We start from the raw sequence: 12,863 nt of genomic DNA, 5'->3' as shown, positions 1-12,863 counted from the left end.
CGAGTATCTTGACAGGCGAGATTATCCGTCGCTCCTCTATGCTGCAAGCGGGACCGCAACGGCAGGGGAAACGACGGCGTGACACGGCACGGCATGTATCGGCGGCGCGACAGCCGGCGCGACCAGCTCGTCGCCGAGATCGCCAACGACCTGCGCCGGTACTCCGTCGACGCCCAGCACATCGGGCACGCCTTCGCCGGGCTGCACGGGCTCAACCCCACCGACCTGCACGCCCTGATCGCCGTCATGGACGCCGAGCTGCTCGGCACGCCGATCACCCCGGGACGGCTGGGTGAGCAGCTCAACCTCTCCTCCGGCTCGGTCACCGCGCTGGTCGACCGGCTGGAGCGGGCCGGCCACATCCGCCGGGACCGGGACACCGCCGACCGGCGCAAGGTGTTCCTGCACTACGCCGACCGGGGTGCCGCGCTGGCCATGGAGTTCTTCCAGCCGCTGGGCCGGCGGACCGACCGGGTGATGGCCGACTTCGGCGACGCCGAGCTGGAGATCGTGCACCGCTTCATGGCGACGATGGTCACCGCGATGCGGGAGCACCGCGACATTGTGCGGGCCGCCCGCCCCGCCCCGCCCCGCCGCCCGGCCGGCTGACCGCGCACCCGCTGTCCGCGCCGGTCGCCGCCGGAGCGACCCCGCTGTCCGCGCCGGTCGCCGCCGGGGCGACCCCGCCGCGACAACTCCGCCCGGTTGGGCGGACCGTTGCCCCATTTTGAGAAACAGGCCGCTGACCTGGCGAAACGCCAGAAAGCCCGGCTGCTTTCGAGTCACCTGACCGACGCTGTGCACCCCGGCCGGGCTCGCTTCGGCCCAGGACCACGGGTCGCCACCGCCCGGCGGGCCCGCCACCGGAAGGGGACGCCATGCCCCGGGCCCCGACGAACCTGTTGGCAGTCCGAAGTCTCCTGCTGACCCATCTCGACCTTGATCCCGCCGCCGCACAAACCAGAGGATCTGGAGCCGGCCGAGGTCGGCATTTCGGCGACGCCACCCACGTCGGGGCTACCACTGCGGCTCCGACCGAGTCGTCGCCGGCGACTACTCGATAGTCGAGTCGCCCCGGGACGCCGCGGGGCTCACCTCGACGCCTCCGCGCTGAACGGCGGCCGGTTCTCAGCCATCTCGGGCGGAGACGTCCACGACCTGCGTTCCTTCTTCGCCTGGCGCGTCGCGCAGTGCGTCGCCGGGGCGGAAGACACCCGGGACATCCGCGAGATCATTTACTCCCCGGCGGACCACGGTCCGGCGGTGGGACCGGCTCGGCGGTGGGACCGGCTCGGCGGTGGGACCGGCTCGGGCGGCGCAGCACCGGCGATGCGAGCCACCTGGTGGCACACCCACCTGAGTTTCTGCCGCGACTCGGCCATGGGCGGGCGTGCGGCTCGCCATCCTGTCTGACAAGGACTTCACGGACGAGCCGGCGATCGTGGCCGGCGTCCTAACCTCGGAGAAGATCACCGCCGCTCAGCTGCTCAGCTTGGCAAAGCAGGTGGCCGACGAGATCGCCCGGCGGATGGCGGACTTGAGATTGGCCGGCGGCGGGGTGAATTCTCCCGGGCCGACACGCGCTGTGACGGCGGCCGGATACACCCGGCCGCCGCCACCGGCACGAAGCTAGATCGGACGGACGTTGTCCGCCTGCGGGCCCTTCTGCCCCTGGGTCACGTCGAACTCGACCTTCTGGCCCTCATTGAGTTCCCGGTAACCGCTGGACGCGATGGCCGAGTAGTGGACGAACACGTCCGGACCCCCGCCGTCCTGCTCGATGAAGCCGAAGCCCTTTTCCGAGTTGAACCACTTGACCGTGCCGGTAGCCATGCATTTCTCCCTGTTCAAAGCGGGAGACCACCGACCGCTGGCCGATGATCGCCCTGTACCTCCCTGAGACTAACTGGCGAAACCCCGATCCGCTGGTCGAAGTGCCGCAGGAAGGTCGGTAAAATAATTCACACCGGCCACGCCGGGGGGAAAGCCGCCCGGAGTTCGGGCCGCTCGGGCATGCTTGCCCGGTGGAAGGACCCGCAGCCGCCGCGCTTTCTGAGCTGGAACGCGAGGTCAGCGCGCCCGGGGACGGGCTGGACCGGCTCCGGCTGGTCGCCACCCCCTTCGTCCCCGAGGTGCGGCTGCACCTGGCCGAGGACGCCATCGTCTGGTGGGCCCGGATGGAGGCAGCCTCCGGGCACGCCCTGCCGGCGCCGTACTGGGCGTCGGTCTGGGCCGGCGGGCAGGCCCTCGCCCGGCACCTGCTCGACCACCCCGAGCTCGTCGCCGGCCGCCGCGTGCTGGACCTGGCCGCCGGCTCGGGCCTGGTGGCGATCGCCGCCGCGCTGGCCGGCGCGGACCGGGTCGTGGCCAACGACATCGACCCGTACGCCGTCGCCGCCGTCACGCTCAACGCCCAGGCCAACCGGGTCACCCTCGCCGCCACCGGCGAGGACCTGCTCGACTCCGACCCCGACGACACGGACCTGCTGGTCGCCGGGGACGTCTTCTACGACGAGGAACTGGCCGACCGGATGCTGCCGTTCCTGCGCCGCGCCGCCGCCCGCGGCAGCCACGTGCTGGTCGGCGACCCCGGCCGCGGCCACCTGCCCCGCAACCGGCTGGACCTGGTGGCCAGTTACCAGGTGCCCACCACCGAACCCGCCGTCGACACCCCGGTGCGCCGCGTCGAGGTGCTCAGCCCCCGCTGACGCCCCGGCTCAGGGGCGTACCCCGAAGAGGGATCGAAACGCGGTGGGCTGCGGCGCGCCGGCACGGGGCCAGCGCGCCGCAGCCGGGGTCACCAGCCGCGCGCCCGCCACTGGGGCAGCGACGGACGCTCCGCGCCGAGGGTGCTGTCCCCGCCGTGTCCCGGGTAGAACCACGTCTCGTCCGGCAGCCGGTCGAACAGTCGGTGCTCCACGTCGTCGACGAGCTGACCGAAGCGCTCCGGGTCCTTGTCCGTATTGCCCACGCCACCGGGAAAGAGCGAGTCCCCGGTGAACAGGTGCGGGGTCCCGGCCGGGTCGCGGTAGAGCAGGGCGATCGAGCCCGGAGTGTGCCCCCGCAGGTGGATCACCTCCAGCTCGCGGTCGCCGACGGTCACGGTGTCCCCGTCGGCGAGGGTGTCCGCCCCGATCGGCAGGCCGGCGGCGTCGTCGGCGTGCACGAGAGGACGGGCGCCGGTCTTGGCGACCACCTCCTCCAGGGCCACCCAGTGGTCCATGTGCTGGTGGGTGGTGACCACGGTGGCCAGGCCGGCGTCGCCGACCAGCTCCAACAGCCGGGGGGCCTCGTTGGCGGCGTCGATCAGCAACTGTTCGCCGGTGCCCGTGCACCGCAGCAGGTAGGCGTTGTTGTCCATCGGTCCCACCGACACCTTGGTGATGGTGAGCCCGTCGAGTTCGCGTACGGCCGGCGCGCCGCCAGGGCTGACGTCTCCGCTGTAGGTCATGGTTCTACATCCATTCCGGTGGGTTCGGCAGGGGACCGTCGGGGGCGACGGCGAGCGTCTCGCCGGCACCGCGGCCGGTCAGCCAGGCGGCGAGTTCGGGGGCGGGGCCGGTGATCGTGGGCGCGGCCCCGCGGTCCCCGACGACCAGCTCGTGGTGGCTGCCGTCGAAGCGCAGCACCATCGCCGGCGCGTCGGGCCGGCCGGACAGGCCGGTCGCGACCTCGTGCAGCAGCCGCTGGGCGAACACCTCCGACCAGTCGGCCGGGCGGTACCCGGTGGTCAGGTCCACGTGGTGCACCTCGATCTCGCGCAGCCGCCCCCAGACCAACACGGCGGCCGGCCACGGGCCGCGTCGCGTCTGCACCGTGGCCGCCCACGCCTCGACCGGCATGGCCGCGACCGCCTCGGCGAACCGCTCCGCCGAGCGGCGCAGGTCGTCCAGGTGGGCGGCGGGCGGCCGGGAGGCGCCGGCGGAGATGTCGGCGGCGCGGGCCGCGGTGCTGGCGTACATCGGGATGGGCTCGCCGGTGCGGGCGGCGGTGAGCAGGTTGACGAACCCGTCGGCGTTGCGGGCCAGGTGGGTCAGCACATGCCCCCGGGTCCAGCCGGGCAGCAGGGACGGCCCGGCGACGCCCTCGGTGTCGAGGGCGGCCGCAGTGCGTAGCAGGCGGGCCGTGGCATCGTCGAGGTCACCGGTCAGCAGCAGCGGATCCGCGGTCACGCCCCGACCCTAGCGGTCCGTTCCCGCCGCGTCGCCGTGGAAATCGCATTCGGCGCGTCGGCTCGCTCCCTGCCCGCCGTGGAAATCGCTTTCGGCGCGTCGGTCCGCCCCCTACCGTCGGCGTCGTAGGCGGCACCCGGGACATCGGAGGAGGTGGTGCCCATGCCGGTCGTAGCACGCGAGTCGCGCCACTGCTCACCCCGACACCGGAGAGGTTCCGATGACCATCGACCTGATCGCCCTCGGCTGGGACGCCGAGTGGGCGGCCCACGTACGTAATCGCACCCACCAGCGGCCGGGCCGGGTGGCCCGGGTCGACCGGGGCGTGTGCACCGTGCTCGGCGCCGACGGCCCGGTCCGCGCCACCCTGGGCGCGGCGGTGCTGGCCGCCGCCGCCCGTGACCTGACCCGGCTGCCCTGCGCGGGGGACTGGGTGCTCCTGCACACCTGGCCGGACGGGCCGGTCACCATCGAGGCCGTGCTGCCCCGGCGCACCGCGCTGGTGCGCCGCACCGCAGGCAAGGACGCCAGCGGGCAGGTGCTCGCCGCCAACCTGGACGCCGCCGCCGTCGTCGAGCCGGTGCACCCGGAGCCGGACGTCGCCCGCGTCGAGCGGCTGCTCGCCCTGGCCCACCTCTCGGGCGCCACCCCGCTGGTGGTGCTCACCAAGGCCGACCTCGCCGCCGACCCGGCTGCGATCGCCCGGCAGTTCGCCGGGGTCGCGCCCGGGGTGCCGGTGCTGCCGGTCAGCGCCGAGCGGGGCGTCGGCCTCGACCCGCTGCGCGCCCACGTCGTCCCGGGCCGCACCCTGGCCCTGCTCGGGCCGTCCGGGGCCGGCAAGTCGAGCCTGGTCAACGCCCTGGCCGGGGCGGTGGTGATGCCGACCCAGGCGATCCGTCGGGTCGACGGCAAGGGGCGGCACACCACCACCTGGCGGGCGCTGGTCCCGGTCCCCGGCGGCGGCGCGGTGCTGGACACCCCGGGGGTGCGGGCGGTCGGTCTGCTCGACGCCGCGGTCGGGCTGGACCGGGCCTTCGCCGACATCGCCGAGCTGGCCACCGGCTGCCGGTACGCCGACTGCGCGCACGACGCCGAGCCGGGCTGCGCGGTCCGCGACGCCCTCGCCGCCGGGGAGCTGACCGCCCGCCGGTACGACAGTTGGCGCAAGCTGCAACGGGAGGTGGCCTTCGAGACCCGGCGGCGGGAGACCCGGCTGGCCGCCGAGCGCCGGGGCGGCTGGCGCGGCGGGCGCCGCCGGACGGGCCGACCGTGACGCGGAATGTCCGCACGGCCACTCCGTCCGCACCTCGACAGTGAGGCCGACCGGCGTGCGGGGGCACGGTGTCGTGACGCACGGTTGCCGCGGCGTCGCCCCGCGCGCTCCGGTGGGCCGGGTTGCCCGGGCGAGGCCGTGGCCGGGGTCACGCCGCCGCCGGTGGCTGCCCACAGGGCGGGGCGGCGGTCCGGCGCGACCGGCATGAGCTGGGGGAATGTGCGGGCGCGGGAAGTTGTCGTACCTCGGGGCTAGAGTTGCCGAGGCGCTTCTTCTGCGCCCGCACAACCGCTCAGGGCCGTCCCGGAAGCCTCCGGACCGCCCCGGAGCGGACAGATTCTCCTCGCCTTCTTCTCCCGGGAGTACACGGACCGTGGCCGACCGACTGATCATCCGTGGCGCGCGCGAGCACAACCTGCGTGACGTCAGTCTCGACCTGCCCCGGGACGCCCTGATCGTCTTCACCGGGCTCTCCGGCTCCGGCAAGTCGAGCCTGGCCTTCGACACGATCTTCGCCGAGGGGCAGCGCCGGTACGTGGAGTCGCTCTCCTCGTACGCCCGGCAGTTCCTCGGCCAGATGGACAAGCCGGACGTCGACTTCATCGAGGGGCTCAGCCCCGCCGTGTCCATCGACCAGAAGTCCACCTCGCGTAACCCGCGCTCGACCGTCGGCACCATCACCGAGGTCTACGACTACCTGCGCCTGCTCTACGCCCGGGTCGGCGAGCCGCACTGCCCGGTCTGCGGCGAGCGGATCTCCAGGCAGAGCCCGCAGCAGATCGTCGACCGGGTGCTGGCGATGGCCGAGGGCACCAAGTTCATGGTGCTCGCCCCGGTCGTGCGGGGCCGCAAGGGCGAGTACGTCGACCTGTTCGCCGAGCTCCAGGGCAAGGGGTACGCCCGGGCCCGGATCGACGGCGTGGTGCACCCGCTGACCGAGCCGCCGAAGCTCAAGAAGCAGGAGAAGCACACCATCGAGGTGGTGATCGACCGGCTCACCGTCAAGCCCAGCGCCAAGCGGCGGCTGACCGACTCGGTCGAGGCCGCGCTCGGCCTCTCCGGCGGCCTGGTGCTGCTCGACTTCGTCGACCTCGCCGAGGACGACCCCGACCGCGAGCGTCGCTACTCCGAGCACCTGGCCTGCCCCAACGACCACCCCCTGGCGATCGAGGACCTGGAGCCCCGGGTCTTCTCCTTCAACGCCCCGTACGGCGCCTGCCCCGAGTGCACCGGCCTGGGCACCAGGAAGGAGATCGACCCGGAGCTGGTCGTCCCCGACCCGGAGCGCAGCCTGCGCGAGGGCGCTATCCAGCCCTGGTCCACCGGGCACAATCTGGAATACTTCCTGCGCCTGCTGGAGGCCCTCGGCGAGGCCGAGCACTTCGACGTCGACACGCCGTGGCGGGCCCTGCCGGCGCGGGCGCAGAAGACCATCCTGCACGGCTCCGGCGACCAGGTGCACGTGCGCTACCGCAACAAGTTCGGCCGCGAGCGTTCCTACTACACCGGCTTCGAGGGCGTGGTGCAGTGGATCGAGCGCCGGCACACCGACACCGAGTCGGAGTGGTCGCGGGAGAAGTACGAGGGCTACATGCGCGACGTGCCCTGCGCGGCCTGCGGCGGGGCCCGGCTCAAGCCGGAGGTGCTCGCGGTCACCCTGGCCGGCAAGAGCATCGCCGAGGTCTGCAACCTGTCGGTGGGCGAGTGCGCCGAGCTGCTGGCCGGCATCGAGCTGACCGACCGGCAGAAGATGATCGCCGAGCGGGTGCTCAAGGAGATCAACGCCCGGCTGAAGTTCCTGCTCGACGTCGGGCTGGACTACCTCTCCCTGGACCGCCCGGCCGGCACCCTCTCCGGCGGCGAGGCGCAGCGCATCCGGCTGGCCACCCAGATCGGCTCCGGCCTGGTCGGCGTGCTCTACGTGCTCGACGAGCCGTCCATCGGCCTGCACCAGCGGGACAACCACCGGCTCATCGAGACCCTGATCCGGCTGCGCGGTCTGGGCAACACGCTGATCGTGGTCGAGCACGACGAGGACACCATCCGCGCTGCCGACTGGATCGTCGACATCGGCCCGGGCGCGGGCGAGCACGGCGGCCGGATCGTGCACTCCGGCTCGGTGCCCGCCCTGCTGGAGAACCCGGAGTCGGTCACCGGGGCGTACCTGTCGGGGCGCCGGGAGATCCCGACGCCGAGCCGGCGTCGGCCGCAGACGCCGGAGCGGGAGCTGGTGGTGCACGGCGCCCGCGAGCACAACCTGCGCAACCTGACCGTGTCGTTCCCGCTGGGCCAGCTCATCGCGGTCACCGGGGTCAGCGGCTCGGGCAAGTCGACGCTGGTCAACGACATCCTGCACGCGGTGCTGGCCAACCAGATCAACGGGGCCCGGCACGTGCCGGGCCGGCACACCCGGATCACCGGCCTGGAGCACGTGGACAAGGTCGTCGGCGTCGACCAGTCGCCGATCGGCCGCACCCCACGCTCCAACCCGGCCACCTACACCGGGGTCTGGGACCACGTCCGCAAGCTGTTCGCCGAGACCACCGAGGCCAAGGTCCGGGGGTACGGGCCGGGCCGGTTCTCGTTCAACGTCAAGGGCGGCCGGTGCGAGGCGTGCTCCGGTGACGGCACGATCAAGATCGAGATGAACTTCCTGCCCGACGTGTACGTCCCGTGCGAGGTCTGCAAGGGCGCCCGGTACAACCGGGAGACCCTGGAGGTGCACTACAAGGGCAGGACCGTCTCCGACGTGCTGGAGATGCCGATCGAGGAGGCGGCGGAGTTCTTCTCCGCCATCCCGGCCATCCACCGGCACCTCAAGACGCTGGTCGACGTGGGCCTGGGCTACGTCCGGCTGGGCCAGTCCGCGCCGACGCTGTCCGGCGGCGAGGCGCAGCGGGTCAAGCTCGCCTCCGAGCTGCAGAAACGCTCCACCGGCCGGACGGTGTACGTGCTCGACGAGCCGACCACCGGCCTGCACTTCGAGGACATCCGCAAGCTGCTGATGGTGCTGGAGGGCCTGGTCGAAAAGGGCAACACCGTCATCACCATCGAGCACAACCTCGATGTGATCAAGACGGCCGACTGGCTGATCGACATGGGGCCGGAGGGCGGCCACCGGGGCGGCAGCGTGCTGGCCACGGGCACCCCGGAGGAGGTCGCCGAGGTGCCCGAGAGCCACACCGGCCAGTTCCTGCGCCAGGTGCTCAGGCTCGACGGCGAGGCCAAGGGCGCCAAGGCGGCCACCGGCCGGGCCGCAAAGGCCAACGGCACCACCCGCGCCCGGCCCGGCCGGAAGGCCACCGCCGGGGCGCGCTGACCCCTGGACCGGCTCCGGGCCGGCGACGCGGCGGTCTCCCGGCGACGGGCACCGCCGCGTCGCCGACCCGAAGCGATCACGGTGGTCTATTCGTTGAACCGTCAGGCGCCGTGATCCGTGGACAGCGGGTACGGCCGCGGATCGTGACGGCGGCGGCAGTCGACAGAGAGGCCAGACATGAGTGACGAGCAGACGCAGACTCCTCCGGGCACGCAGACACGCCGCGTCCTCCTCGCCGGTGCCGGCGCGGTGGGTGCGGCGGTCGTCCTGTCGGCCTGCGGGAGCGACGACGACACCGCAGGCGGCTCCGCCCCGACCAGCGGCGGCCCGGGCGCGACCGGCGTGGGCGATGCCGAGGGCGGCAACCGGGACACGTCCGCCCCGCTGGCCCGCACCGCCGACATCCCGGTCGGCGGTGGCGCGGTGTACGCGAGCAAGGGCGTGGTGATCACCCAGCCCGAGGCCGGCACGTTCAAGGGCTTCGACCCGATCTGCACCCACCAGGGCTGCCCGGTGTCGAACGTCGACGGCGGCACCATCAACTGCACCTGCCACAACAGCAAGTTCTCCATCACCGACGGCTCGGTGAAGCAGGGCCCGGCGACGAAGCCGCTGGCGGCCAAGGAGATCAAGGTCGACGGCGACCAGATCACCCTCGCCTGACGGCGGCGGCCGGCACGGATGATCCGTGCCGGCCGCCGCGCGGGGGGTCAGCGGGCGTACACCGACATCTCCCACAGCGAGAAGCCGTACTCGGTGCCCCGGGTCAGGCCGCGCATCCGCACGTACCGGGCGTTCCCGGCCGGGAACGCCGCCACGTCGGTGCCGCCGTCGCCGGCCGTGGTCGACCAGGCCGTGCGCCAGGTCGTCCCGTCGGCGGACACCTCGATCCGGTACGACCGGGCGTACGCCGCCTCCCAGTCCAGCACCACCCGGCCCACGGCTCGGGCGGAGCCCAGGTCGACGGTGAGCGTCTGGTCGTCGTTGCGGGAGCTGGCCCATCGGGTGCCGAGGTCCCCGTCGACCGCCTTGCCCGCGGGGTAGAGGAACTGGGTGCTCGACGCGGTCACCGCCTTCCCGGCGGCGAGGTTGGTCACGTCGTCGCCGCGCTTCGCGGGGAACGAGACCACCTGCTGGTAGGTGGGCCGGTTCTGCCAGGCGATCGTGGCGTGCTTGATCCCGCCCAGCGGCGACTGGATGATCGCGTCGGCGCACCACTGGTCGCCGGCCGAGCAGGTGCCGTCGCCGGGGTAGACCTGGGCGGCCGGGGTGGCCGCCGCGCCGCGCAGCGTGTCGAGCAGGACCTGCCGGCAGCCGGCGAGGGTTCCGCCGCCGCAGTACGTGCGGCCGAGGCCGCCGGCGACCGGGTCGCCGAGCACCGCGCGCAGGTCCTTGTCGACGTACCCCCACCAGCCGTACTGGAACGACGAGCCCTTGTGCGACTGGGCCTCGGAGGGGGCCTCGTTGATCTGGAGGGTGTTGACCAGCGCCTGGTAGAGGTCCGGGCCGAGCGGCGCGGAGAACATCCCCCGGACCAGCAGCGGCCACCAGGCGTCGAACGTGCGGATCGCGTCGGCGTGCTGGTACACCTTCGAGCCCTTGGCCGTCTCCACCCGCAGCGCGCCGGCCTGCCGCCACGCCTTGAGCCGGCCGATCTCGGCGGCCAGGGCGGCGTCGCCGACGGGCTGGCTCTCCAGCACCCGGATCAGCTCGTCGAGCACCTCGGCCCCACGCAGGTCGGTCAGCCCGGCCTGCTCCACGAGGCTGGTCAGCGACGCCCGGTCGAACTTCTTCCCCGTCGCGAGGGCCGCCTTGAGCGGCCGGTCGAGCAGGTTGCCCCGGTGCACGGCGCCGAAGCTGAAGTTGCCGTCGGCCCCCCCGAAGTCCTTGGCCTGCTTGTTGTTCCAGCTCACGTAGTAGTCCTGGTCGACCGAGCGGGGGTGGGCGGCCAGCGGGGCATACGTCGCGGTGTTCGTCGCCGGCTGGTAGCCCTGCCACTCGTACGCGGCCTCGGCCTTCATCGGCAGGTTCGGGTTCGACCCGGCGGCGCGCATCGGGTTGAGCCCGGAGTTGAAGTACGCCGACTGGGTGGAGTTGACGTAGAACCAGTTGAACGCGTACTCGACGTTGTTCGCCGAGGCGGTGAAGGCGTCGGCGGAGCCCATCTGGGACGGGTCGTTGAACATCTGGAAGCCGATCGCGGAGTCGGCCTCGTGCCGGTAGGTGGAGCGGAGCTGGGTGAAGGCGTGCGGCTTACCGCCGACGGTCCCACGCCAGGCGACCAGGCCGAGCTTCGTCCGCCAGGCGGTGAGCTTGTACGACCCGGCGGGCGTGCTGTCGGCGGTCGTCGGGTTCCACTTGTTGGTGTGCGCGAGCTGCTCCATCGCCAGGCACTGGCCCCGGTAGAGGTAGTTGGCGCTGGCCAGGGTGGGCGCGCTGCCGTCGGTGGTGCACAGCGGCACCGCGTACGTGTCGGTGATGTCGTGGGTCGACGAGGTGGCGCTCCAGGCGTAGTCCTGGCCCCGGCCGAGCAGCACGTAGAGGTTCAGGCCGGCGAACGCGGCGCCCCGGGCGCTGATCCCCGGGCCCTGCAACTCCTGGATCATCAGGAGCTGCGGGGAGAAGTAGCCGGTCTGCGGCCCGAACACGGCGACCGGGTGACCGGTCGCGGAGTTGGCGGCGGAGACCAGAGCCGCGTTGGACATGCCCCGGTGCGCCGGGTCGATGGTCAGCCCGGACAGCGCGGCGGCCAGCTCGGAGCCCTTGCCGGCGGTGGTGGTGGCGGAGCCGGTGGGGTCGGTGAAGACCGGTTCGACCTTGGTGGAGCCGGCGTCGGGCAGCGCCACGCTGGCCGCGTCCGGGGAGGCGTTGCCGTACGGGAAGCTCTGCCCGTTGTGCAGGGTCAGCACCGTCTCGGGGTCGTTCTGGTTGCGGAAGGCCGCCCACACCTTGTCGCCCTCGACGGGGCCGTACTTGGCCCGGGCGGCGATGCGGACCAACGCGGACTGCATCTCGTTGCCGCCCCCGCCGCCGAACAGGCCGCCGACCACGCCGGCGATGGCGATCAGGTCGGTCATCCGGAACGGCTCGGGGCCACCCTTGTTGGTGATCGCGTCGAGGTGCCCGGTCAGCACGTACTCGCCGGGGCAGTTGCGGTTGGCCATGCAGACGCCGATGTAGGCGTTGATGCCGGCGATGTACTCCTGCACGTCGGTGTAGAGCTGCGCGCCGCGCGGGCCCTTCGTGCGCAGCGCGTCGACCTGCGTCTGGAGGTCCGCGTCGGTGTAGGGCGAGTTGCGCCAGACGCTCTGCTCCAGGGCCCGGTTGCCCGGCGACCCGCCGGCGAACGGGGTGAGGGTTCCCCGGCCTACGTGGCGCAGCAGGTCCATGGTGAACAGCCGGTCCTCGGCGCCGGCGTACCCGGCGCCGTACATGGTGCCGCCGCGGGTGGTGCCGGTGACGTGCGGGACGCCGGTCGCCCTGTCCCGCAGGATGCGTACGTCCGAGCGGGGCGAGTAGTCGCGTTCGACCTGTCCGGCCGGTACGCCGAAGGAGGCGTCGTTGAAGAAGTTGCCGATCTGCTCCTCGCGCAGCCCGGCGTAGCCGTAGACCAGGTCGGCGTACTTGCCGAGCTGGTCGGCGGAGTGCCGGGGCAGGGTGCCCAGGGTCTGGTTGGCGAGGATCTCGACGAGGGTGGCGTTGCCGTTCTGGCCGGGCGGCACGATGTCGCCGCACTCGCCAAGGCAGTAGTCGTTGGCGGCGAACGCGCTGGTGGTGGCGGTGACGGCGGTGTTGGCCGGCGCGCCCACGGCGGGAGTCGGGGTGGGGGAGGCGACGAGCAGGGCCGCGACGCCGACGGCGGCGGTCGCGCCGGCCAGCAGGCGGCGCGTGGTGGTGGGACGGGACATGGTGATCCTCCGGGGGGATGGGGATCATGGCGAGGGACGGGTGCCGATCATTACGTGAAGAACATTCAGTTACCGGATGGTAATCTCCGCGCCCCGATATTGGAAGATGGCAATCCGTGGATCGGCCGTCGTCGCCCGCGAGTGTTGAGTCGGCCGGAATCATTCGATACCCTTCGATCCCCCGAGCCGGT

The 12,863-nt window shown here is 72.7% G+C and carries 10 protein-coding genes; 6 read left to right on the top strand and 4 right to left on the bottom strand.

Annotation, left to right across the window (positions count from 1 at the left end; translation table 11 throughout):
- The first annotated feature begins 93 nt into the window (after nt 1-93).
- Both ACH4T9_RS10580 and ACH4T9_RS10575 read left to right on the top strand, forming a co-directional pair.
- Entirely contained in the window at nt 94-609 is a 516-nt protein-coding gene (locus ACH4T9_RS10580; RefSeq protein ID WP_396671447.1) for a MarR family winged helix-turn-helix transcriptional regulator, read from the top strand.
- Between the two features lie 781 nt (nt 610-1,390).
- Complete coding sequence (locus tag ACH4T9_RS10575; RefSeq protein WP_396670839.1) at nt 1,391-1,633, top strand: hypothetical protein; 243 nt, start codon at nt 1,391-1,393, stop codon at nt 1,631-1,633.
- Here the strand turns inward: ACH4T9_RS10575 and ACH4T9_RS10570 are convergent.
- On the bottom strand, nt 1,630-1,833 hold the full coding sequence (locus ACH4T9_RS10570; protein WP_161690055.1) for a cold-shock protein: 204 nt from the start codon (nt 1,831-1,833) through the stop codon (nt 1,630-1,632). The two genes, ACH4T9_RS10575 and ACH4T9_RS10570, sit on opposite strands and share 4 nt — an antisense overlap.
- A 191-nt stretch (nt 1,834-2,024) precedes the next feature.
- Between ACH4T9_RS10570 and ACH4T9_RS10565 the strand changes: the two genes are divergently transcribed.
- A complete protein-coding gene (locus tag ACH4T9_RS10565) occupies nt 2,025-2,708 on the top strand; it encodes a class I SAM-dependent methyltransferase (protein WP_396670838.1) in 684 nt (227 codons plus the stop codon).
- Nucleotides 2,709-2,797: 89 nt separating this feature from the next.
- Here ACH4T9_RS10565 and ACH4T9_RS10560 read toward each other — a convergent pair whose 3' ends face one another.
- Nucleotides 2,798-3,451 carry an MBL fold metallo-hydrolase gene (locus tag ACH4T9_RS10560; RefSeq protein ID WP_396670837.1) on the bottom strand — a complete coding sequence of 218 codons (654 nt, stop codon included), beginning with the start codon at nt 3,449-3,451 and terminating at the stop codon, nt 2,798-2,800.
- 4 nt (nt 3,452-3,455) lie between these two features.
- Nucleotides 3,456-4,172: a maleylpyruvate isomerase family mycothiol-dependent enzyme gene (locus tag ACH4T9_RS10555; RefSeq protein WP_396670836.1), complete on the bottom strand. Its 717-nt coding sequence runs from the start codon at nt 4,170-4,172 to the stop codon at nt 3,456-3,458.
- Nucleotides 4,173-4,392: 220 nt separating this feature from the next.
- Between ACH4T9_RS10555 and rsgA the strand changes: the two genes are divergently transcribed.
- The 3 genes from rsgA (at nt 4,393) to ACH4T9_RS10540 (ending at nt 9,427) form a co-directional block, all read left to right on the top strand.
- Nucleotides 4,393-5,445, top strand: a complete 1,053-nt coding sequence (gene rsgA / locus ACH4T9_RS10550) for a ribosome small subunit-dependent GTPase A (RefSeq protein WP_396670835.1) — start codon at nt 4,393-4,395, stop codon at nt 5,443-5,445.
- Nucleotides 5,446-5,818: 373 nt separating this feature from the next.
- On the top strand, nt 5,819-8,764 hold the full coding sequence (uvrA, locus tag ACH4T9_RS10545; RefSeq protein ID WP_396670834.1) for an excinuclease ABC subunit UvrA: 2,946 nt from the start codon (nt 5,819-5,821) through the stop codon (nt 8,762-8,764).
- Nucleotides 8,765-8,941: 177 nt separating this feature from the next.
- Entirely contained in the window at nt 8,942-9,427 is a 486-nt protein-coding gene (locus ACH4T9_RS10540) for a Rieske (2Fe-2S) protein (RefSeq protein ID WP_396670833.1), read from the top strand.
- A 47-nt stretch (nt 9,428-9,474) separates the two neighbouring features.
- Here ACH4T9_RS10540 and ACH4T9_RS10535 read toward each other — a convergent pair whose 3' ends face one another.
- Nucleotides 9,475-12,672: a penicillin acylase family protein gene (locus ACH4T9_RS10535; protein WP_396670832.1), complete on the bottom strand. Its 3,198-nt coding sequence runs from the start codon at nt 12,670-12,672 to the stop codon at nt 9,475-9,477.
- Between the last annotated feature and the right edge of the window lie 191 nt (nt 12,673-12,863).

The organism is Micromonospora sp. NPDC020750 (assembly GCF_044334565.1).
Lineage (GTDB): Bacteria > Actinomycetota > Actinomycetes > Mycobacteriales > Micromonosporaceae > Micromonospora.
This window is presented reverse-complemented; position numbering and strand designations above follow the sequence as displayed.

Coding starts and splice junctions, on each gene's coding strand:
- ACH4T9_RS10580 (WP_396671447.1), top strand. CDS start 94: ATGTATCGGCGGCGCGACAGCCGGCGCGACCAGCTCGTCGCCGAGATC.
- ACH4T9_RS10570 (WP_161690055.1), bottom strand. CDS start 1,833: ATGGCTACCGGCACGGTCAAGTGGTTCAACTCGGAAAAGGGCTTCGGC.
- ACH4T9_RS10560 (WP_396670837.1), bottom strand. CDS start 3,451: ATGACCTACAGCGGAGACGTCAGCCCTGGCGGCGCGCCGGCCGTACGC.
- rsgA (WP_396670835.1), top strand. CDS start 4,393: ATGACCATCGACCTGATCGCCCTCGGCTGGGACGCCGAGTGGGCGGCC.
- ACH4T9_RS10540 (WP_396670833.1), top strand. CDS start 8,942: ATGAGTGACGAGCAGACGCAGACTCCTCCGGGCACGCAGACACGCCGC.
- ACH4T9_RS10535 (WP_396670832.1), bottom strand. CDS start 12,672: ATGTCCCGTCCCACCACCACGCGCCGCCTGCTGGCCGGCGCGACCGCC.